At 56.7% G+C, this 20,766-nt stretch carries 15 protein-coding genes, 4 tRNA genes and 1 pseudogene; 10 read left to right on the top strand and 10 right to left on the bottom strand.

The genetic code is table 11. From position 1 onward, the window contains the following. Window positions 1–52: 52 nt before the first annotated feature. The 4 genes from C4J93_RS16645 to C4J93_RS16630 all read right to left on the bottom strand — a co-directional run bounded on the left by C4J93_RS16645 (window position 53) and on the right by C4J93_RS16630 (window position 6,512). Window positions 53–511: a transposase gene (locus C4J93_RS16645; RefSeq protein ID WP_124429959.1), complete on the bottom strand. Its 459-nt coding sequence runs from the start codon at window positions 509–511 to the stop codon at window positions 53–55. A 218-nt stretch (window positions 512–729) separates the two neighbouring features. Further along, window positions 730–2,148, bottom strand: coding sequence for an efflux transporter outer membrane subunit (locus tag C4J93_RS16640; protein ID WP_124429958.1), 1,419 nt, complete (start codon window positions 2,146–2,148; stop codon window positions 730–732). Then, on the bottom strand, window positions 2,132–3,301 hold the full coding sequence (locus tag C4J93_RS16635) for an efflux RND transporter periplasmic adaptor subunit (protein WP_124429957.1): 1,170 nt from the start codon (window positions 3,299–3,301) through the stop codon (window positions 2,132–2,134). The genes C4J93_RS16640 and C4J93_RS16635 overlap by 17 nt, the downstream gene beginning before the upstream one ends. Then, complete coding sequence (locus C4J93_RS16630) at window positions 3,291–6,512, bottom strand: efflux RND transporter permease subunit (RefSeq protein WP_124429956.1); 3,222 nt, start codon at window positions 6,510–6,512, stop codon at window positions 3,291–3,293. Before C4J93_RS16630 ends, C4J93_RS16635 begins: the two co-directional genes overlap by 11 nt. A gap of 204 nt (window positions 6,513–6,716) precedes the next feature. Here C4J93_RS16630 and C4J93_RS16625 point away from each other — a divergent pair, with 204 nt between their 5' ends. Next, window positions 6,717–7,127 carry a hypothetical protein gene (locus C4J93_RS16625; protein ID WP_124429955.1) on the top strand — a complete coding sequence of 137 codons (411 nt, stop codon included), beginning with the start codon at window positions 6,717–6,719 and terminating at the stop codon, window positions 7,125–7,127. Here the strand turns inward: C4J93_RS16625 and C4J93_RS27165 are convergent. Continuing rightward, the gene (locus tag C4J93_RS27165; protein WP_164485263.1) at window positions 7,124–7,285 is read right to left on the bottom strand and encodes a hypothetical protein; all 162 of its coding nucleotides are present in this window, start codon (window positions 7,283–7,285) and stop codon (window positions 7,124–7,126) included. The two genes, C4J93_RS16625 and C4J93_RS27165, sit on opposite strands and share 4 nt — an antisense overlap. Window positions 7,286–7,498: 213 nt before the next feature. Between C4J93_RS27165 and C4J93_RS16620 the strand changes: the two genes are divergently transcribed. Next, complete coding sequence (locus C4J93_RS16620) at window positions 7,499–8,161, top strand: peptidase C39 family protein (protein ID WP_124429954.1); 663 nt, start codon at window positions 7,499–7,501, stop codon at window positions 8,159–8,161. Window positions 8,162–8,272: 111 nt separating this feature from the next. Here C4J93_RS16620 and pbpG read toward each other — a convergent pair whose 3' ends face one another. Further along, a complete protein-coding gene (gene pbpG / locus C4J93_RS16615) occupies window positions 8,273–9,196 on the bottom strand; it encodes a D-alanyl-D-alanine endopeptidase (RefSeq protein WP_124363392.1) in 924 nt (307 codons plus the stop codon). Window positions 9,197–9,792: 596 nt separating this feature from the next. Here pbpG and C4J93_RS16605 point away from each other — a divergent pair. Next, entirely contained in the window at window positions 9,793–10,842 is a 1,050-nt protein-coding gene (locus tag C4J93_RS16605) for an acyltransferase (RefSeq protein WP_124429952.1), read from the top strand. Between the two features lie 216 nt (window positions 10,843–11,058). Here the strand turns inward: C4J93_RS16605 and C4J93_RS27765 are convergent. The 4 genes and pseudogenes from C4J93_RS27765 to folD form a co-directional block, all read right to left on the bottom strand. Next, window positions 11,059–12,666 (bottom strand): annotated as a pseudogene (locus C4J93_RS27765) (acyltransferase family protein); the annotation flags it as partial. Further along, window positions 12,627–13,049: an acyltransferase family protein gene (locus C4J93_RS27760; protein ID WP_372238184.1), complete on the bottom strand. Its 423-nt coding sequence runs from the start codon at window positions 13,047–13,049 to the stop codon at window positions 12,627–12,629. The pseudogene C4J93_RS27765 and the gene C4J93_RS27760, both read right to left, overlap by 40 nt. 638 nt (window positions 13,050–13,687) lie before the next feature. After that, window positions 13,688–15,019: an IS4 family transposase gene (locus C4J93_RS16585; protein ID WP_372238146.1), complete on the bottom strand. Its 1,332-nt coding sequence runs from the start codon at window positions 15,017–15,019 to the stop codon at window positions 13,688–13,690. Window positions 15,020–15,136: 117 nt separating this feature from the next. Next, on the bottom strand, window positions 15,137–15,991 hold the full coding sequence (gene folD / locus C4J93_RS16580; protein WP_124371143.1) for a bifunctional methylenetetrahydrofolate dehydrogenase/methenyltetrahydrofolate cyclohydrolase FolD: 855 nt from the start codon (window positions 15,989–15,991) through the stop codon (window positions 15,137–15,139). Window positions 15,992–16,265: 274 nt separating this feature from the next. Here folD and C4J93_RS16575 point away from each other — a divergent pair. The 7 genes from C4J93_RS16575 to clpX all read left to right on the top strand — a co-directional run bounded on the left by C4J93_RS16575 (window position 16,266) and on the right by clpX (window position 20,577). After that, a tRNA-Arg gene (locus tag C4J93_RS16575) sits at window positions 16,266–16,342 on the top strand. A 32-nt stretch (window positions 16,343–16,374) separates the two neighbouring features. Further along, window positions 16,375–16,450, top strand: a tRNA-His gene (locus C4J93_RS16570). 55 nt (window positions 16,451–16,505) lie between these two features. Then, window positions 16,506–16,590: transfer RNA gene (locus C4J93_RS16565), tRNA-Leu, on the top strand. A 77-nt stretch (window positions 16,591–16,667) separates the two neighbouring features. Further along, a tRNA-His gene (locus C4J93_RS16560) sits at window positions 16,668–16,743 on the top strand. A gap of 400 nt (window positions 16,744–17,143) precedes the next feature. Then, window positions 17,144–18,454, top strand: coding sequence for a trigger factor (gene tig, locus C4J93_RS16555; RefSeq protein ID WP_124363387.1), 1,311 nt, complete (start codon window positions 17,144–17,146; stop codon window positions 18,452–18,454). Between the two features lie 91 nt (window positions 18,455–18,545). Next, window positions 18,546–19,181, top strand: a complete 636-nt coding sequence (gene clpP, locus C4J93_RS16550) for an ATP-dependent Clp endopeptidase proteolytic subunit ClpP (protein ID WP_003174822.1) — start codon at window positions 18,546–18,548, stop codon at window positions 19,179–19,181. 112 nt (window positions 19,182–19,293) lie between these two features. Continuing rightward, window positions 19,294–20,577: an ATP-dependent Clp protease ATP-binding subunit ClpX gene (gene clpX / locus C4J93_RS16545; RefSeq protein ID WP_010209414.1), complete on the top strand. Its 1,284-nt coding sequence runs from the start codon at window positions 19,294–19,296 to the stop codon at window positions 20,575–20,577. The last annotated feature ends 189 nt before the right edge of the window (window positions 20,578–20,766 follow it).

Raw genomic sequence — 20,766 nt, 5'->3', positions numbered from 1 at the left:
CTGATACACCGCCATCGGGAGCAAGCCCCCTCCCACATTTGAACGGTGTGCTTCAGACCCAGATGGCATCCCACAATGGGTAGTCGCCAATTCGCTCGACCAGACCCGCTCGCAATGGGTTGGCCACTACATACCTGGCTATTTTTACAAGGTCATCTTCTTTGCGCAGTGCCCGGTCGTGGAAGCTTTCCTGCCAGAGCCGGCCCTTGCGGCCAGTCGCGCCGTTGACGGTTCGTGTACTTTTGGATTTTACCTGGCACATCAGATTTGCCAGCGAGCCTTTTTTCAACTCGATAATCCAGTGGAAATGGTCAGGCATGATCACCCATGCCAGGGAGTTCGCCAGCCCTTGGTATTGGGCGACCCGAAACTGCCAGACGACCAGGCGGCCGAGGTGAAAGTCGTCGAACAGGCGAATGCGTTCATGGGTATTGGTGGTGATCAAGTAGATGCGGTTCGGTTCGCTGTACCGACCGATGCGCAGTCGATGTGAAGCGGGTAGATCAGGCATTCCTTGGCCTCTCTGCTAAGTGGATGCTGAGAGGCTAGAAGGGGTGGGGTGAAGGTGTCGTGCAGGCTTTTGGCAGGATGTGTCTGGAAGGGCGCTATCGGGGGCAAGCCCCCTCCCACAGGGGGCCGGCAGTGTTCATACATTGTGTGTCTGGCGCAAAACCAATGTGGGAGGGGGCTTGCCCCCGATGAGGCCGGAGCTGACGCTGCAACACCATGTCAGCCACCCGGTTTCCAGCCACCCCCCAACGCCGTAACCAACCCCACACTCGCCTGCAACTGCCGCGTCTGCACCGCCTGCAACGTCCTCTGTGCCTGCAACGCCGCCGTTTGCGCGGTGACCACGTCCAGATAACTCACGGCTCCGGCCTGATAGCTGTTCATCGCCAATACTTGTGTGTGCTGCGCCGCATCCGCCGCCGCTTGTTCATCCTGCGCCTCCTGCTGCAAATCCCGCAGTTGCGCCAGGTTATCTTCGACCTCGCGCACGGCCTTCAGCACCTGGCTGCGGTACTGCGCCGACGCTTCTTCGAACTCGGCCTTGGCCTGGCGTTCGTTGGCACTCAAGCGCCCGCCATCAAAGATTGGCAGGTTCATCAACGGCCCCAGCGCCCAATAGCGATTACCCGCCGCAAGCAGGTTGCCCACGCCCTGGGTCTGGCCGCCGATCAATCCGGTCAGGCTGAAGTCCGGATACCAGGCCGCTTTGGCCACGCCAATGTTGGCATTGGCCGCAAACACTCGCCGTTCCGCCGCCGCGATATCCGGGCGACGTTGCAGCAGATGGCTCGGCAGCTGTGAGGGAATGCCTGGCAAGGCAATCAATTGCGGGCTCGGCGGCAGGGAGAAATCGCTGGCCGCCACGCCGACCAGTTCACCGATGGCATGCTCGGTCAGGTTGCGCTGCCCGCGCACGTCATCCAGCTGCGCCTTGGCCTCGGCCAGTTGACTCTGCGCACGGGTCAGGTCCAGTTCCGACGCGATCTGGCCCTCATAACGGCTGCGGGTGAGTTGCAGCGCCTGGCTGAAATCCTCCAGCGAGTGGGCGAGAATCCGGCTCTGCGCATCCAGCCCATTGAGCTGCACATACAGCGTCGCCAACTGGCGTTGCAGGCTCAACCGCGCTGCCGCCAGGTCATCGCCGGACGCTTGAGCCTGGGCGTCGCCGGCCGCGACCTGATTGCGGATTTTGCCCCACAGGTCCAGGTCGTAACTCAACGAAAACCCTGCGGTGTCGCTGTTGTACACCGACGGCTGCGTACTACCGCGCAACGGTCTGGAATCCGATTGCCGCTGGCGCAACGGCTGCGCGCTGGCGCTGATCTGTGGGAAAAGCCCGGCATGCAATTGACTGGCATACGCCTGGGACGCATCGAAATGCGCCAGCGCCGCGGCCAGGTCCGGGTTGGCCTTGAGCAGTCGCTGTTGCAGCTCATCGAGGGTTGGATCGTTGTACAGTTTCCACCACTGCGGCATCAATTGATCGGACGGCTGCGCGCTGTGCCACGGGCCATCGCTGGTGTGTTCGCGATAATTCGCTGGCAGGTCAACCGACGGCACCTGGTAGCTGGGCGCCAGGGAGCAGCCTTGCAACGCCAGCAATAGGCAGGCCGCAAAAGGTTTAAGCCTTGGGCGCATGGGCACCCCCTGTGGCGTCGGCCAGTTGTACCGGGTCGCCTTCGCGCAGGGCGTCGGGCGGGTTGTCGATGATGCGGTCGGCGGGTTTCAGGCCCTGGTCGATCACCAGGCGTTCGCCCAGGTCCAGGCCGATATGAATGTCTTGCAGGTGCACATGGTTGTGCGGGTCCAGCACCGCGACCTGGGTGCCCTGGGCACGGAAGATCAACGCACTGGCCGGGATGCTCACGCCGTGGGTGTCCGCCGGAATCGGCAGGGTGGCTTCGGCATAGTCGCCGGGCAACAGCTCACCGTTCGGGTTGTCGGCGACGAACTGCGCGAGCAGGGTGCCGGAGCGTCGGTCGATGGCGGTGGAGTCGCCGATCAGGTGCGCCTTTAAGTGTTCGCCCGGATGCTCGGGCACGCTCAGCTCGGCTTCCAGACCAGGACGGATCACCGCCGCGTAGTTTTGTGGCACCGGCACGTACAGGCGCAGTTGGTGGGTGTCGGCGATGCTGAACAGTTCCGGATCACTGTCGGTATCGGCCTTGATCAGTTGGCCGATATCGGTATTGCGCGCGGTGATGGTGCCGGCGAATGGCGCACGGATCGTCTTGTAGCTTTCCAGCGCACACAGCCGCGCATAGTCGGCGGCGGCAGCCTGGGCATTGGCTTTGGCGGCGGCGGCGTTCGAGGTTTTTTCATCGGCTTCCTGGCGCGATACCGAATGACTGGCCAACAGGTTTTGCCAGCGAGTTGCGGTGGTGGCGGCAAGGCGCGCATTCGCCTGTTCCTGAACCAGGTGGGCGTGGGTTTGCGCCAGTTGTTGGTCCAGGTCCGGGCTGTCGATTTGCGCGAGGACCTGCCCGGCCTTGACCTGGCTGCCGATGTCGACCTTCCAGTCTTTCAGATAGCCGCTGACCCGCGCATGGATCGGCGCTTTGCTCCAGGCCTCCAGGTGCGCCGGCAAGCGCAGGGTATCGCCCGCGGCATTCTGTTTGGGCTGGAACACCAGCACCTGCGGGATGGCCGCGGTTTCCGTCCAGGCGCTGACCGACTGTTCATGCAGCGCACGCGCGTGCAAGCCGTTGGCGACCAGCAGGGCAGCCAGGGTCAGGCCGCCGACACCCAGGAGCATCAGACGCTTGCGCGAGGGTTTGTGATCAGACGACATGGGGCATTTCTCCAGCAGTTGCGCGAGTAGGGTGACGGCCGTGGACCAGGCTGAAAACCACGGGAACAAACAACAAGGTGGCGATGGTGGCGAAGATCAAGCCGCCGATCACGGCGCGGCCCAACGGCGCGTTCTGCTCCTCGGAGAGCGCCAGGGGCAGCATGCCGATGATCATCGCCAGGGCTGTCATGCACACCGGGCGAAAGCGCGTGTAACCGGCTTCCATGGCGGCTTTCAAGGCATCGCCGTGTTCGGCCAGGCGTTCGCGGCAGAAGCTCACCACCAGGATCGAGTTGGCGGTGGCCACGCCCATGCACAGGATCGCGCCGGTGAGGGCCGGCACCGATAACGAGGTGCCGCTGAGGAACAGCATCCACACGATCCCCGCCAGTGCTGCAGGCAACGCGGTGATGATCACGAAAGGGTCGGCCCAGGACTGGAAATTGACCACGATCAGCAAGTAGATCAGCACCACCGCGCCGAGCAGGCCGAAGCTCAACCCGCTGAACGCCTCATGCAGCGCATCGATCTGCCCGTGCAGGCTGATCGTCGCGCCTTTGGGGCGCATGGACGCGGTGTCATCCAGCACTTTTTGCACATCACGGGCGACGCTGCCGAGGTCGCGGCCTTGCACGTTGGCGTACAGGTCCAGGGTAGGTTCGATGTTGTAATGCGTGACCACCGCCGGGCTTTGTACCCGCGAGATACTCGCCACGCCGCCGAGGATTTGCGACTGGCCGTCGGCACCGGTCACCGGCAGCGCCTCCAGCGCAGGCAGGCTGTCGAGGCGGTATTGCGGCGTTGCGGCGACGATCGAGTAGGACACGCCATTGGCCGGGTTCAGCCAGAACGTCGGCGCCACCTGGGAACTGCCGGCGAGGGAGGCGACCATGCTGTTGGTCACGTCTTTCTCGGTGATGCCCAGGCCATTGGCGCGCAGGCGGTCCACATTCACCTGCAGCGAAGGGTAGCCGGTGGATTGCTGGATACGCAGGTCGGCGATGCCGGGCACGTGTTGCAGGCGGCGTTCAAGCTCCACGGCATAGGCGCGGTTTTCGGCATCGCTGCGCCCGGAGATTTTGACGTCCAGCGGTGCCGGCGCGCCGAAGTTGAGGATCTGGCTGCTGATGTCCGCCGGCAGAAACGCAAAGTGGCTGCCTGGGAAGCTTTGCGGCAGGGCTTCACGCAGTCTTTTGACATAGTCGGCGGTGGGTGCGTGGTGCTTTTTCAGGGTGACCTGAATATCGCCGTCCTGCGGGCCGATGGTGCCGCTGCTGCTGTAGGCCATGTCGATGCCGCTAAGGGGGATGCCGATGTTGTCGACGATGGTGTCCAGCTCTTGGGCGGGGATCACCTCGCGAATCCGCGCTTCGATTCGGTCGAACGCAGCGGCGCTTTCCTCGATGCGCGTACCCAGCGGCAGGCGCACATGCAGTGCCAGCGCACCGGCATCGGTCGCCGGGAAAAAATCCTGGCCCAGGCTCGGCAGCAACACGAACGAGGCCAGCACACAGGCGAGAAAACCGACGATAAAGCGTTTGCGCGCGCCCAGCGCGAGTATCAGCAGGCCGTGGTAGGTGTCACGGATGTTCGAGAAATGCCGCTCGAACCCCTGCTGGAAATTCAGCACCGCTTGCAGCACTCGATTGCGCGGTTTCTTGTGCTGATCACCTTCATGGTGATTGATGAATTCGTCTTCCGGATGATGCCCTGCACCTTGCTCCGGCGTGTGCGGCTTGAGCAGGTACATCGCCAATGTCGGCACCAGGGTGCGCGAGAGAATGAATGAACTGGCCATGGCAAAGATCACCGCCAGCGCCATCGGCCGGAACAGATACCCGGCGATGCCTTGCAGCAAGAACATCGGCACAAACACGATGCAGATGCACAGCAGCGAGACGAACGCCGGGCCGACGATTTGCGCGGCACCGTCGAGGATCGCCGTCTTCACCGCCTTGCCTTGTTCCAGGTGCCAGTTGATGTTCTCAATGGTCACCGTGGCGTCGTCCACCAGAATGCCCACCGCCAGGGCCAGGCCGCCCAGGGTCATCACATTGAGGGTTTGCCCGCTGACCGCCAACAGCGCGATGGCCGACAACACCGCCAGGGGAATCGACGCGGCGATGATCAGCGTCGAGCGCCAGCTGCCGAGAAATAGCAGGATCATCGCACTGGTCAGCAGGGCGGCGATGATGCCTTCCTGGGCCACGCTGCCTACCGACTGCTTGACGAACACCGAGGCATCGCCCAACAGTGAGGTTTTCAGCGACGGCGGCAGGGTTTCGTTGATGCGCGGCAGCATCTGGCGGATGCCGTCGATGATCGACAGAGTGGAAATACTGCCGTTCTTCAACGCCGGCATCAGCACGGCGCGGTGGCCGTCGACGCGCACGATATTGGTCTGCGGTGGCGAGCCATCCCGCACGTGAGCGACCTGGCCGATGGTGATGATTGCGCCGTCGACATTCTTGATCGGCAAGTCATTGAGCTCATCGATGGCCTTGGGGCTGTTGTTCAGCAGAATCGTGTATTCGTTGCGGCCGAGCTTGGCGGTGCCCACCGGGATGATCTGGTTCTGCAGCGCCAGGGCATTGCCGACGTCCTGGGCCGACAAACCTTTGGCGGCCAGGGCCTGGGGGTCGAGGTCGAGGGTGATCTGGCGCTGCTTGCCGCCCATGGGCGTGGGCATCGCCAGGCCGGGCAGGGCGCTCAGCGGCAGGCGGATATTGTTCTGCACCAGGTCGCGGATCCTGGCTTCCGACAAGCTCGGGCTGGAGAACGCCATTTGCAGGATCGGTACGGTGGAGGCGCTGTAGTTGAGGATCAGCGGCGGCGTAATGCCCGGCGGCATCTGCTTGAGCACGGTCTGTGACACCGCCGTGACCTGGGCGTTGGCGGTGCGGATATCCACGCCGGGTTGGAAGAAGATTTTGACGATGCCCATGCCGGGCAGGGATTGGGACTCGATGTGTTCGATGTCGTTGACGGTGGTGCTCAAGGAGCGTTCGTAGGTGTAGATCACCCGCCCGGCCATGGCGTCCGGCGACAGGCCGTTGTACTGCCAGACCACGGCGACCACCGGGATGCCGATATCGGGGAACACATCCGTGGGCGTACGCAGGGCCGCCATCGGCCCGATGATGCAGATGAAAATGGCCAACACGATGAAGGTGTACGGCTTGTGCAGTGCGGTCTTTACCAGCCCGAGCATGCGTGGATCTCCGAAAGAGCAGGATTGCAAACCCCGGCAGTCTTGCCCGACCCACCTAACACGCACCTTTCAGCCAGGTGAAGGAAGATTTAGGTAACGGCTGAAGATCCTTTCATGTGTATTCATTTGTTCTACAAACAGCAGCTCTTCAAGCTTGTCAGCCATCGGATACGCTTTTTTACTGATGTGCTTTGGAGCCCTGCCATGTCACCGAAAACCCTGTTGTTGATTCCCGCCCTGGCTGCCGCTTTGGTGTTGTCGGCGTGTGCCGGCCCGATACCCCAGGCCGACCCGAGCGAAGCCTGGATCGGCTTGAAAGAAGAAGCACCGAATGACCTGTTGGCCGAGCGCGTCGACGGTCAGCGCGTGGATGACGGGCGCTACTTTGAAGTGAGCCCTGGGGACCATCGCCTGGACGTGACGCTGTTTGAAGAAGAGCCCGGCGACGATAACCAGCAGGACTGCCAGGGCCGGGTCGAGTACAGGCATTTCAAGGCGGGTGAGCATTACACTCTGGAGGAGTCGAGCCTCGGGACCACGGTGCGCGCAGCGCTCAAGGATGGGCATGGCAAAGAGGTTGCCGCCACGCAAGACTTCGCGTGCATGCCTGGCTAAGCGTGATGCGCCGTCGCCTTGCTCGGCTTGGCGGGCGCAGTGGGCTTGACGTGGGGGTGATGATGGCGGCGGGTTACGCGCATGACCCCCCACAACATGGCGGCGGCCACCGCCAGCCAACCGCAGATCAGCATGAAAATCGTCGTTGCAAGGCTCATTCAGGCCTCCCTTCGCCCCATCCGGGGTCTATACACAGTCTTTCCAATGGACAGTCTAGCTACCCCGGGGTTGCCTGCTATTGACCAATGGTCGTGTCTGTCCAACTCGTTTGCTCTATCGCCGGCGTTTTACCGACACTGAAGGCTATACCCCCGTCCAAGAGCGCCCTATGATCGGGGCCCTCACCGGCAGTTGATCAAGAGAGTAAAAAATTGCGCTTACGGTCGAACCTTAAAGCATCCATCCTGCTGGCCTGCGCCCTGGGGCTGGTAGCCTGTTCCAGCCACCCTTCGAAACTCCCCGGCTTGCCGGAGCGGGTTGAACTCAACGGCGTACCGACCTTTCGCAGCGAGGCTTATCAGAGCGGTCCTACGGCTCTGGCCAGCATGCTGTCGCAACAAGGCATTGTCATGACACCGGGGCTACTTGATAAGCCGCTGCACTTGCCAGGCGCCGAGGCCGACCTTGAGCGCAACATGCAAAAGCTGGCGCGCGAGTACGGGCTGATGGTGTATCCACTGGATGCCAAGTTGACCGCGGTGCTGGCGCAGGTGGCGGCGGGTTACCCGGTGATGGCGCGGATCAACTCAAGCTTCTGGTCCGACCCGCGCTATGTCGTGGTGGTGGGATTCAACCAGCAGAAGAGCACGGTGCTGTTGCGTTCCGGCAGGGAGCGGCGATTGATGATGGGCTTCAGCGACTTTGAGTCGGCGTGGAAGAGCGCAGGGAATTGGGCGATTCTTACCCAGCGTCCGAGCCAGTTGCCGGCGAATGTGGATGCGCAGCGTTGGCGCGAGGCGGCGAATGCGACCGCTCAGGCCGGGCAAGAGCAGTCGGCGGCCCAAGCACTCAAGGTGCTGACGGAACACAGATAGAAATGTGGGAGGGGGCTTGCCCCCGATAGCGGTGGATCAGTCACTGACTACTGTGAATGACACACTGCTATCGGGAGCAAGCCCCCTCCCACATGGGTTCTGCGGTGTTCTTTAACGGCGGACTTCTGTCACACCCGCACGGTTCTTCAGGTTCTTGTCAGCCTTGTAGCGCAACGCCACATCCGGCACCGCGCCGCCCTTGCCGGTTTCGACCCAGCTGCGAATACGGCTGGCATCGGCGAAGTGGGTGAATTTGCCGAAAGCATCCAGGATCACCAGCGATACCGGGCGGTTACCCATGCTGGTCACCAGCACCAGGCAATGCCCGGCCTGGTTGGTAAAACCGGTCTTGGTCAGCTTGATGTCCCAGTTGGCCCGGTTGATCAGGTGGTCGGTGTTGGAGAAGCCCAGTGTGTAGTTGGGCTTGCGGAACGCCACGGTTTTTTCCTTGGTGGTACTCAGCTGGCTCAACATCGGAAACTTGCGTGCATAGGCCAGCAGCTTGCTCAGGTCGCGGGCGGTCGACACGTTATGGATCGACAGGCCCGTAGGTTCCACGTAATGGGTGCTAGTCATGCCCAGCGCCTTGGCCTTGGCGTTCATCGCGGCAATGAACGCCGCGTAACCGCCCGGGTAATGGTGGGCCAGGCTCGCGGCGGCGCGGTTTTCCGAGGACATCAGCGCGATCAGCAGCATTTCCTTGCGCGGCATTTGGCTACCGATCTTCACCCGGGAGAACACGCCCTTCATCTCTGGTGTGTCGGTGATGTTGATGTCGATGTATTCATCCATGTCCTGCTTGGCTTCCAGCACGATCAGGCCGGTCATCAGCTTGCTGACGGAAGCGATGGGGACCACCACATCGGGGTTGCTGGAATAGATGACCTTGTTGGTCTGCAGATCCACAAGCATGGCGCTGCCGGAGGCGATTTGCAGTTTGGAGGCGTCACGCGGGGCCAAGGTGGTTTCGGCGGCGTTTGCGAAGGTGCCCGTCAGTGCAAAAAATAGGCTGACAATGGAAAGACGAATTTTCACGCGGATGAACTCGCTAAAAAGTAAGGAAATACCGTTTGGGAACGGGTTTGGTGACAAATGGCGTTACATTTTAGGAGTATGGATCAGAAAGCGATAGAGAGCCTTTAAATAAAGGCTGTAAGCCGATGATTGGTTAGGGTTGTACCGTGCTTTTACCAATCAAGGCTTTGCTCAAGCTTTCCAGCAGTCAACCAGACCATCGTTGATGAAAGCTCTTTCGCATAGGTCGTCAGCAGTACTGGGATTCTGTGTCCAAGTTGTCCCGTGATGAAGGCAGTGCCGAGGCGCGCCGCTGAATAGCTGGATCGACGTGCGACTCGAAATGCAGAAGATTGAAACGCCACTACCCACAGCCATCACTGAAGAGTAACCGTCCGTCGATTGAGCGCTACGGCCATGGCCGCATCTCTGCCAACTTTGTGGATTGCTGAAGCGGTGCCGAAGAACTAAGTAAGTACAGGGTTATGCATCCCTTGACTGCTCACGCGGACAGGAGCAATGACTTTTCACCTCATCTGAAATCTTGGATTCAGGCGACTTTTAAGGCAAGCTCACGGTCTTCACATGGCCGTAAATAGTCAATAGCGTGGTTGAAATTGAAAAACGATCAGTGTCTGTGGGTGCATTATGTAAAAGCTGCAGCGATAGCTATGGTCGTGGTATTGCATGTTGCTGCACCCTATCTCTATCAGCTCGGTGAGATATCGCAGAGTGAATGGAATATCGCAAATATTTACGACTCGTTTGTTCGCTCATGCGTACCATTGTTTTTCATGTCTTCTGGTTTTTTGCTTTTACGCAAGAGTGAATCTGTTTCCGTTTTTTTTGCCAAGCGAATTAATAGGGTCCTATGGCCTCTGGTTTTCTGGTCAGTAATATATGTGTTCTGGAAAGTATACTACCAAGGCTCCCAGTTTAGCGATTTCGGTAATTTCGGTAAATTTATCTTTACCCCTGTTAGTTATCATCTGTGGTATCTGTATGCAATAATCGGGTGCTATATGTTTTTGCCTTTGCTTAGAGTTGTTATCGCCTCAGGTACTGATGGCGTTCTGGTGTATTACTGTGCGCTTTGGTTTTTGTCTATGACGGTATCTCCGCTAGTTGATAAGTATTTTGGCGTAAAATGGCAGTTCGATTTTTCTTATGTTTCTGGCTATATTGGGTATTTTGTTCTTGGCTATCTACTTGGAAAAAAAGATTACAAGTCTTATCATGCAGTTATTGCCGTGTTATCAATGCTCATTTGTTTTTCGATAATTGCATGCATGACTTCTTATTTGACGGCAAACAATGACGGTATTTTTGTCGGTGATTTTTATAGTTATCTCTCTCCGCTGGTTGTCGTTGCATCAGCGTCTTGGTTTGTTTGTATCAAGTTTTTATCCGGCATATATGTTCTTGATCCAGCAAAAAACATTAATCGTCTCGTTTCTTCTGTCAGTGCATGTAGTTTTGGTATTTATTTGATTCATGTGATTTTTTTAGATGTGTGCGGTAGCGCCCTTGAGTCACTGCTGCCGATGTTGTTCAGTACCCCTTACACCAATATACCCGTGCTCTCTGGAATTGTTTTCGTCGCGTCATATCTGGCTATATTGTTGCTCAGAAGAATTAAATTCATAAGTCGCGTTGTCGGAGTGTAGAACTCTCACATCGCCCTCAGAGAAAAATGAATAAAGGCTAAGGAGATCGATCTTTTCTTCGAGTGCCTGGGTTGCGAGATGATGCACGGCATCTCCACGCGGGTTGGCCCTGGTCCGCACAGGGGCTACAATGGCGATGCCGAGGCGCCCACATTCACATTATCGGTGCTAGTCCGCGACAACTGGTCGGACGGTCCAGGGTTTTCCGTGCTTCTGCTAGTTATTGCCTCTGAGGGAGTCGCGGTAGTTTAAAGCTGAGACAAGTTTATCTTTGAACGCATGGATCGCAACCACTGATCCCGCCTTTGATAGGTGAAATGAATCACTGTAGTAAACTTTTTCATCGCCATATGCCTTGCAAAAATGATCTTCGCAAAAGGCACTGAACGGGTTTAAAAAGGTAACGTTCGGTGTTGAAGCGGCAAATCTTTCAAGCGCAGAATTACCGCTTATGGTGGGAGTACCATCCTCCTTAACCCCCAGATGTTGTTCGCAGTCAGAAGAAAAAAATCTAGGACGACTGAAGCACCCGATTACGTCAGATTTGCCAGCGCCTGGTACGTTGCCTACAATCACAAGCTGTCTGTTACCAATTCGGGTTTTTAGCTCTGCCAATTTCTCCGTTACAAATCGGTAGCCGTCATCTTCTGTGCCATTCAATATTTTCTGTTTGGTATTTATCGGCGCAGCGCTCACTAATTGCTCCATCCAAAACTGGCTAATGACGACGATTGTATTACGGCTTTTGTCTATCACGTCCAGCGCGTTATCCAGTGCGCTTTGACAGCCTTTGTCGTGGTCTTCACCTGGAACGATTTTTGTCATGCCTGGCAACATCATGCACCCATAAACGCTGATGTAGATGCTTTTATTGAGGGGCTTGGCGATTTCAAGGTCAAGGCCCGTCGCGTAATGTCGCGCATGGCTGTCGCCAATCACAACCATGTCGGCCATACCGTTCTGCCCCCCGCTTATCCACCCCTTCCATGGGTAGTCCGCGCCGCCGTATTGGTCCATATGGAACTGTTTGGAGTTTGCCAACTGTTCGGCAACACCTGCCGGAAGAGGGCTAAGGCGCCACTGCCAACCATGGCCCGTTAAAGCAGTTACGGCGGTGATGCTTATGAAAGCGGCAAGAGCGCCGCAGGCCGGTATAAAGCCGAGTTTTGGCGCTATGCTTTTCGCATTTGCACTTTTGCGGAAAGGAGTTTCGATATAACGCTGGAAGATAAATCCTAAGGCTAGTGACACGGTTACTATGACTAACTGCGCTATGAGATCAAGGTTTATTTTTGTATAATATTTGTAGAATACGATGATCGGCCAGTGCACTAGATAAACTGAGTAACTCATAAGGCCAATCTTAACCATGATTCTGTTGCGTACAACCCAGCCGGCGTACTTTGCATTTACTGAATAGATCACTAAGGCTGCGCCAATACATGGAGCCAGCGCATTGTAGGACGGAAATAGTGTTTTTTCCGTATAAGAGAAAACAGCAAAAAATATAAGCGATAGACCGATGACCATTAAGAGGTCAAGCTTAAGCGTCTGTTCTTTAGCCTTCGGGATCCACACCAATGCAGCACCGATAGCAAATTCAAAAACCCTGAACGGTGTGAAAAAGTATATCAGAGAGACAGTGTCGCTGGCTTTCTCACCCATTAGGTTCTGCCACCAGCCCGCAGAAGCAATGCCACCGTCGGTAACCACTATATTTAGAATAAGGCTGGTGATGCCGCTCACCACGATAGCGATTATCGCAGCGCTTCTAGATTTTCTAGTTAATAGAAAAACCAGAGCGGCCGGCCAAAGCAAATAGAACTGCTCTTCGACACTAAGAGACCAAGTATGAAGTAATGGCTTGAATTCCGAAGCGGTATTGAAATAGCCACTTTCACTCCAGAAAAAAAGTTAGAGACTGACAGTATTGAGCTTATGACTTCCCCGCCAAACCGCTGAAAGTGCTGTGGGGTAAATATTAGTATGGCGAATACGAATGTTAGTAAAATTGTAGCGAATAGCGCGGGGAATAGACGCCGAATACGCCGGGTGTAGAACATCTTAAAAGAAAACATTCCTGTCTGTTTTACTTCGTCAGTAATCAGATTTGTGATCAAATATCCACTGATTACAAAGAAGACATCCACTCCGACATAGCCACCGCCGAAGGTTGATAGCCCAGTGTGAAACAATAAAACAGCCATCACGGCGATAGCGCGCAAGCCATCAATGCCTGCAACGTACTTCGATAAGTTCATTTCCTTCTCCATGGATAAAGCACGTCCTTTTTTTACTACTGTCTGGCTTTGCTTTTGCTCTGAAAGCTTAACTGCTTTCTGTAGCTTTTTTCTTGAGTGTGTCGAGCACTGGCGATCAACGGAGGATTCTACAAGAGAATAACGAACATGTCAGGCTTGTGATTAGGTAATCGTTGGCAGGGTGCTGGAGATTGCAATATCTCCCTGGTACCGGAATAGTCTCACCCCAATTTGCTTGGCCTTAATCATCCTTTATGCTTTTGTTTTATGCAGACGCTATTCGTCGGTGTACGACTCTATCCGTCGATATTGCTGCATAACGCTGCAATGAAGCGGGATGCCGCTGCGCTTGGATGGCCTTCCGCGCGCGCATAGTGGTCTCCGCTCATCGGTGCCTATGAACAGCCCACGCTTGGCCAATATCTACGCTGTAGGCAATGGCCTCGAGTATTCGTCATGAGTATTAACCTCCAGCAAGTCAATGCACTGGAGGTGTGGTTTGCTCGACGAAACTACTTGAAAGCTATGAATAAAACGGGCTTTCTTCGAGCAATAAAAAAGCCCCACGAAGGCAGTAATGCTGTTCACTTAAGCGGAGCAGCCTTACGGTCCACTGGGTACCGGGTTTTGGAAATCTTCACCGTCCTTGGCCTTCCCGGCCTTGGGCGGTGATCCAGAAACATTCCTCCTACTCCTCCCCTCAGCTCGCTTAGCCTCCTTCCTGTTGCCGATACCGGATTAGCGGCTGCCATCACTATCAACTGCACCGCTATGTACTGGCAGGCAGGCTTGAACCGTATATCCGAAGGTGCGCGGCCGAACGCTACAGCGGCTTGGCTGGCCTCTCGACGAATAATGTTATAAGCCAGCAAAAGCCCCCAGACCTCCTGATAAATCAGCTCGACTTTCTTACTGCGCAGCGTTACCGCGTTCTGTTGCATCGAGCTTTTGATATCCCTGAAGCCCAGCTCAATCTCCCATCGCTCCAGGTACAGCTCAGCCACAGCTGCGGTGTCGTAGTCCTCGACAGGCAAAGAGGTAAGCAGCGATCTGACTTTTCCATGGCTTTCATAGCTAACTTCACGCACTTCCCAACTCAGGGGCAACTCAGGATTTCGTTTACGTGCCTGAGGGGAAACCTTCATCCGGACGAGACGGTCGTGCTCGCCGTAGCGCTCTACTTCCTCCATGACCAAATTCTTGCGAGCAGGTGTCAGCCAGTGTCGGTTCGCGCCGCCGCCCACCACGCTTAGCAGTAGATCCGCGCCCCAGAAGCCTTTGTCGAACAAGGTGATCGAATTGTCCGGAATTTGCCCCAGAAACGTTCCGGCCAACCGCATTTCACTGCCCCGATAAGGGCTGAGCTGCGCATCGAGGATGACATGCGAACGGACATTCATCAGCGCAACGAGCCGCAGCATCGGAAACGGGGTCTGACGGTCGGTGCCGGTATTACCGGAGCCAAAATGTTCTCTGAGCTCAGGTGAGTCAGCAGTTCGCAGTAGTGCACCGTCCACCGCGAAGACCTGTAGACCGTTCCAGTCATCTCCCTCGTAGCGCTCGTTGCCCCAATGTTTACCGGTCTGACGGAACAGCGATTCAACTGGGTCAGCGCCCAGCCTTTTGCGAGCTTCAGTTACCCCGCTTCGGGCCAGCAACTGATCAGAAGCCAAGCCTTGCGCGCAGATATTCAAACGCCTGGCGACCTCATGAACAGGCTCATCGCGGAACAGAGCCATGCCCAAAACTAGCCAAAGAACTTGATCGCTCGGCAAACGGCGCCGTCGTATCGTAGCTTGCGCCGAGAGGTTCAGCGCACTCGCTACCCACTCGATAGGGATGTTCTGAGTGAAGGTGCTCAGGTCAGAAAAATTGAAGAGATCGCCGAGGTCGAGCAACTGCTGCTGAATGGGCATAAAAAAATCCGATGCCAGGGGTCTGACATCGGATTCTCTAGAAAGCCCGGCTTGGACTCAAATGCTTAAGTGAACAGCATTACCACGAAGGCAGGGCTTTTTCAGTACGTCTGGTTATCAGCTATGCAGGGTTTCTGCTGCATACAGCGTGTTTTCCAGCAGGCACGCCCGGGTCATCGGGCCTACCCCGCCGGGAACCGGGGTGATCCAGCCGGCGCGGGGCAGGGCGGTCTCGTAAACTACGTCGCCCACCAGCTTGCCGTCATCCTGACGGTTGATGCCGACGTCGATGACGATTGCGCCTTCCTTGATCCACTCACCCTTGACCAGGCCCGGCTTGCCTGCGGCGACCACCACCAGATCAGCGCGGCCCACATGGCCGGCGAGGTCCTTGGTGAAGCGGTGGGTAACGGTCACGGTGCAGCCGGCCAGCAATAATTCCATCGCCATGGGGCGGCCGACGATATTCGATGCGCCAACCACAACCGCGTCGAGCCCATACAGATCGACCCCGGTGCTTTCCAGCAGAGTCATGATGCCTTTGGGCGTGCAGGGGCGCAGCAGTGGGATGCGCTGGGCCAGGCGGCCGACGTTATAAGGGTGGAAGCCATCGACGTCTTTGTCCGGGCGGATGCGTTCCAGCAGTTTGGAGGCGTCCAGATGCTCGGGCAGCGGCAACTGGAGCAGGATGCCGTCCATGTTCGGGTCATCGTTGAGGCTGTCAATCAGGTCGGTCAGGGCCTGTTGAGTGGTCTCCGAAGGCAAGTCATAGGCTTTGGAGATAAAGCCGACCTCTTCACAGTCTTTACGCTTGTGCGAGACATAAACCTGAGAGGCAGGATCGCTGCCGACCAGGATCACCGCGAGGCCAGGCGTGCGCAGGCCTTGCTGGCGACGCTCGGTGACGCGTTTGGCGATCTGCTGGCGCAGGCTGGCGGCGATTGATTTGCCGTCGATAAGTTGTGCAGTCATTACGCGTGATTAACCATCGAGAGGGGGAAGAAAAGTGCGCGCATTCTCGCACGCCAGGGCGCGAGGGCAAAGGCGCTTGGTCTGCAAATTGCCCTAACCCCTTAAATAAAATCAGTTTTTTTCAAAAAAGATTTGACGGGTTTCGGGACCCTCTATACTATTCGTCGCACTTGTCGGGCACAGCCTAGCACTGGTTAGAAGGTCGAGCAGAATTGTTGTGCTGCAAGGCTGGAAACACTTAGTTTGTAATCCTCCAAGAGTACAGATTAATCAGGCGCCCGTAGCTCAGCTGGATAGAGCATCCGCCTTCTAAGCGGATGGTCGCAGGTTCGAGTCCTGCCGGGTGCGCCATTAGGCAGCTTTGGCACAAGTAGCGTTAGATGGTGGGCGTAGCTCAGTTGGTAGAGCACGGGATTGTGACTCCCGTTGTCGAGGGTTCGATCCCCTTCGTCCACCCCATATTTGAAAGGCGCCAGATTAATCGTCTGGCGCCTTTGCTTTAAGAGCTTCAAGCGCGGATGTGGTGGAATTGGTAGACACACTGGATTTAGGTTCCAGCGCCGCGAGGCGTAAGAGTTCGAGTCTCTTCATCCGCACCAAATAAAACGTTGCTAGGCCGTCAGGCAGGGCAGGGTTTAACAAAGAAGTGGTTTGGTTTCTTTGTTAACGCAATATGGTGGGCGTAGCTCAGTTGGTAGAGCACGGGATTGTGACTCCCGTTGTCGAGGGTTCGATCCCCTTCGTCCACCCCATATTCGAAAGGCGCCAGATTTAACAGTCTGGCGCCTTTTTTGGTTTTGGCGGTTTGATTATCTCGGCGGTCGCAGGTACTGGGCCGCATCGGCAGCGCGTCTCGTCGTATTTGTGTGTCTCGATGATGCCGCGTTGCCTGTCCGCTCCGCTCGCGGCGTGGGCCGTCAGGGAGATGAATGGCAGCTTCTTCTATATATAGAAGGGCGGCGCAGAGCCCTGGCGCAATTGGCTGTATTTGTCACCGGGGCGGGGTACTTCAGTGCCTTCGTACCGATAAATTGCCGGCGGTTTCCGGGTGTATTTTCAGTAGGGTGACTTCTTGAGTTTGACCCACTAGAATGCATGCCCTTGATTGGGGTCGGAAATGGCCGGCTAATGTCTGTGCAACGAGGAATATCCATGCAAGTTTCTGTTGAAAATACTACTGCTCTCGAGCGCCGCCTGAGCATCACCGTGCCGGCAGAGCGTATCGAGACTGCGGTCAACAAGCGTCTGCAGCAGACTGCCCAGAAGGCCAAGATCGCTGGTTTCCGTCCAGGCAAAGTGCCAATGAGCGAAATCAAGCGTCGTTTTGGTGCCGATGCGCGCCAGGAAGCTGTAGGTGACGTGATCCAGGCTTCCTTCTACGAAGCCGTTGTCGAGCAAAAGCTGAACCCGGCTGGCTCGCCTTCGATCGAGCCCAAGTCCCTGGAAGCTGGCAAGGACCTGGAATACGTAGCCGTATTCGAAGTGTTCCCGGAATTCGAAGTAGCGGGCTTCGACGGTATCGCTATCGAGCGCCTGAGCGCCGAAGTGGCTGATTCGGACCTGGACAACATGCTCGAAATCCTGCGCAAGCAGAACACCCGTTTCGAAGTGGTCGAGCGTGCCGCCCAGAACGAAGACCAACTGAACATCGATTTCGTTGGCAAGGTCGACGGCGAAGTATTCGCTGGTGGCTCCGCCAAGGGCACTCAGCTGGTGCTGGGTTCCAACCGCATGATCCCTGGCTTCGAAGACGGCCTGGTTGGCGCCAAAGCCGGCGAAGAACGCGTTCTGAACCTGGAATTCCCTGCTGACTACCAGAACCTGGACCTGGCCGGCAAAGCCGCCGAGTTCACCGTGACCGTCAACAGCGTTTCCGAGCCTAAGCTGCCAGAGCTGAACGAAGAGTTCTTCGCGCAATTCGGCATCAAGGAAACCGGTATCGAAGGCTTCCGCACCGAAGTTCGCAAGAACATGGAGCGTGAGCTGCGTCAGGCGATCAAGTCCAAGGTCAAGAACCAGGTCATGGACGGTCTGCTGGCCGCCAACCCGATCGAAGTGCCTAAGGCTCTGCTGTCCAACGAAGTGGATCGCCTGCGCGTACAAGCGGTTCAGCAGTTTGGTGGCAACATCAAGCCTGACCAACTGCCGGCCGAGCTGTTCGAAGAGCAAGCCAAGCGCCGCGTCGTGCTGGGCCTGATCGTGGCTGAAGTGGTCAAGCAGTTCGACCTCAAGCCAGACGAAGACCGTGTTCGCGAAATGATCCAGGAAATGGCGTCGGCCTACCAGGAACCTGAGCAGGTCGTGTCCTGGTACTACAAGAACGACCAGCAGCTGAACGAAGTACGTTCGGTTGTGCTGGAAGAACAAGTTGTGGATACTGTTCTGCAGAAGGCTAAGGTGACCGATAAAGCGGTCTCTTACGAAGAAGCAGTCAAACCGGCGGAAGCAGCACAAGCCGACTGATTGTCCAACTCGTTGGAAATTCAACCATAAGCCAGCCTCGCGCTGGCTTATGCGTTTTCAAGACATGACTATTTGGGAGTAACTGCAGAGCATGTTCCGTAATTCCTATATTCAGCAGAACTCTGATATCCAGGCCGCTGGCGGCCTGGTCCCGATGGTTGTCGAGCAGTCCGCTCGTGGTGAACGCGCCTACGACATCTACTCGCGCCTGCTCAAGGAGCGAGTGATCTTTCTGGTTGGCCCGGTAGAGGACTACATGGCCAACCTGATCTGTGCGCAACTGCTGTTCCTTGAAGCGGAAAACCCGGACAAGGACATCCATCTCTACATCAACTCGCCGGGCGGTTCGGTGACTGCGGGCATGTCGATCTACGACACCATGCAGTTCATCAAGCCGAACGTGTCGACTACCTGCATTGGCCAGGCCTGCAGCATGGGTGCATTCCTGCTGACCGCCGGCGCCGAGGGCAAGCGTTACTGCCTGCCGAACTCACGCGTGATGATTCACCAGCCACTGGGTGGTTTCCAGGGCCAGGCATCGGACATCGAAATCCATGCCAAGGAAATCCTCTTCATTCGTGAGCGCCTCAACACGCTGATGGCCAAGCACAGCGGGCACACACTTGAAGAAATCGAGCGTGATACCAACCGTGACAACTTCATGAGCGCTGAAGCCGCCCGTGAGTACGGGTTGATCGACGCAGTGATCGAAAAGCGCCCCGCTTAATATAAGCCGCTCAAAATAGGGCTGGTCGGCATGTCCGACCACTGGCGGGCTTGAAAAAGCCCGCATAAGCCTTCATCTTGTGTTGCAAGCCTATCGGATTTGGATCGAACGAATGACTGACACCCGCAACGGCGAGGACAACGGCAAGCTGCTCTATTGCTCCTTCTGTGGCAAAAGCCAGCATGAAGTACGCAAATTGATTGCCGGCCCCTCGGTGTTTATCTGCGACGAATGCGTCGACCTGTGCAATGACATCATCCGCGAGGAGGTGCAGGAAGCCCAGGCCGAGAGCAGTGCGCACAAACTCCCATCGCCTAAAGAAATCAGCGGCATCCTTGACCAGTACGTAATTGGTCAGGAGCGTGCAAAGAAGGTTCTGGCCGTAGCGGTGTACAACCACTACAAGCGCTTGAACCAGCGTGACAAGAAAGGCGACGAAGTCGAACTCGGCAAGAGTAACATCCTGCTGATCGGCCCTACAGGCTCGGGTAAAACCCTGCTTGCGGAAACCCTCGCTCGCCTGCTGAACGTTCCGTTCACCATCGCCGACGCCACCACCCTCACCGAGGCTGGCTATGTGGGTGAAGATGTCGAGAACATCATTCAGAAACTGCTGCAGAAGTGCGACTACGACGTAGAGAAGGCCCAGATGGGTATTGTCTACATCGACGAAATCGACAAGATCTCGCGCAAGTCGGACAACCCGTCCATCACTCGGGATGTTTCCGGTGAAGGCGTGCAGCAAGCACTGTTGAAGCTGATCGAAGGCACGGTCGCTTCGGTACCGCCCCAGGGCGGCCGCAAGCACCCGCAGCAGGAATTCCTGCAGGTCGATACGCGTAACATCCTGTTTATCTGTGGCGGTGCGTTCTCCGGGCTGGAAAAGGTTATTCAGCAGCGTTCCACCCGTGGCGGCATCGGTTTCAGCGCGGAAGTGCGTAGCAAGGAAGAAGGCAAGAAGGTAGGCGAGTCCCTGCGTGAAGTCGAACCTGACGATCTGGTCAAGTTCGGCCTGATCCCGGAATTCGTCGGTCGTCTGCCGGTCCTGGCGACGTTGGACGAGCTGGATGAGGCGGCTTTGATTCAGATCCTCACCGAGCCGAAAAACGCCCTGACCAAGCAATACGCCAAGCTGTTCGAGATGGAAGGTGTGGACCTCGAGTTCCGTACCGACGCGCTCAAATCAGTGGCCAAGCGGGCATTGGAGCGCAAGACCGGTGCACGTGGTCTGCGTTCGATCCTCGAAGGCGTGTTGCTCGACACCATGTACGAAATCCCCTCGCAGTCCGAGGTGAGCAAGGTGGTGATCGACGAAAGCGTTATCGAAGGCAAGTCCAAGCCACTGTATATCTACGAAAACAGTGAGCCGGCTGCCAAGGCTGCACCTGACGCGTAAGCGTCTTTGCAGTGGCGGTACAAGCAAGGGGCCTTTCGGGGCCCCTTGTTTTTTTCGGGTGTTTTTGCGGGGTGGCAGATTAAATCGCGTTTATTCATGCGTTTAAGTGCTGGCATTGCGCTTGTTTTTTTTGCATGCAACCCCCATCTTGGTTTCAAGCTTATTTTTCAACTGTCATAGAGGCGAAAT

The sequence above is a fragment of the Pseudomonas sp. R2-37-08W genome, assembly GCF_003851705.1.
Lineage (GTDB): Bacteria > Pseudomonadota > Gammaproteobacteria > Pseudomonadales > Pseudomonadaceae > Aquipseudomonas.
Note: the sequence above shows the minus strand (reverse complement) of the source record. Positions and strands in the feature narration are given on the sequence as shown.

Excerpts from the sequence above, each read along its gene's own strand:
- C4J93_RS27165 (WP_164485263.1), bottom strand. The coding sequence starts at position 7,285 with ATGAGCCTTGCAACGACGATTTTCATGCTGATCTGCGGTTGGCTGGCG.
- folD (WP_124371143.1), bottom strand. The coding sequence starts at position 15,991 with ATGACTGCACAACTTATCGACGGCAAATCAATCGCCGCCAGCCTGCGC.
- clpP (WP_003174822.1), top strand. The coding sequence starts at position 18,546 with ATGTTCCGTAATTCCTATATTCAGCAGAACTCTGATATCCAGGCCGCT.
- C4J93_RS16645 (WP_124429959.1), bottom strand. The coding sequence starts at position 511 with ATGCCTGATCTACCCGCTTCACATCGACTGCGCATCGGTCGGTACAGC.
- C4J93_RS16630 (WP_124429956.1), bottom strand. The coding sequence starts at position 6,512 with ATGCTCGGGCTGGTAAAGACCGCACTGCACAAGCCGTACACCTTCATC.
- tig (WP_124363387.1), top strand. The coding sequence starts at position 17,144 with ATGCAAGTTTCTGTTGAAAATACTACTGCTCTCGAGCGCCGCCTGAGC.
- clpX (WP_010209414.1), top strand. The coding sequence starts at position 19,294 with ATGACTGACACCCGCAACGGCGAGGACAACGGCAAGCTGCTCTATTGC.
- C4J93_RS16635 (WP_124429957.1), bottom strand. The coding sequence starts at position 3,301 with ATGTCGTCTGATCACAAACCCTCGCGCAAGCGTCTGATGCTCCTGGGT.
- C4J93_RS27760 (WP_372238184.1), bottom strand. The coding sequence starts at position 13,049 with ATGGCTGTTTTATTGTTTCACACTGGGCTATCAACCTTCGGCGGTGGC.
- C4J93_RS16625 (WP_124429955.1), top strand. The coding sequence starts at position 6,717 with ATGTCACCGAAAACCCTGTTGTTGATTCCCGCCCTGGCTGCCGCTTTG.
- C4J93_RS16585 (WP_372238146.1), bottom strand. The coding sequence starts at position 15,019 with ATGCCCATTCAGCAGCAGTTGCTCGACCTCGGCGATCTCTTCAATTTT.
- C4J93_RS16640 (WP_124429958.1), bottom strand. The coding sequence starts at position 2,148 with ATGCGCCCAAGGCTTAAACCTTTTGCGGCCTGCCTATTGCTGGCGTTG.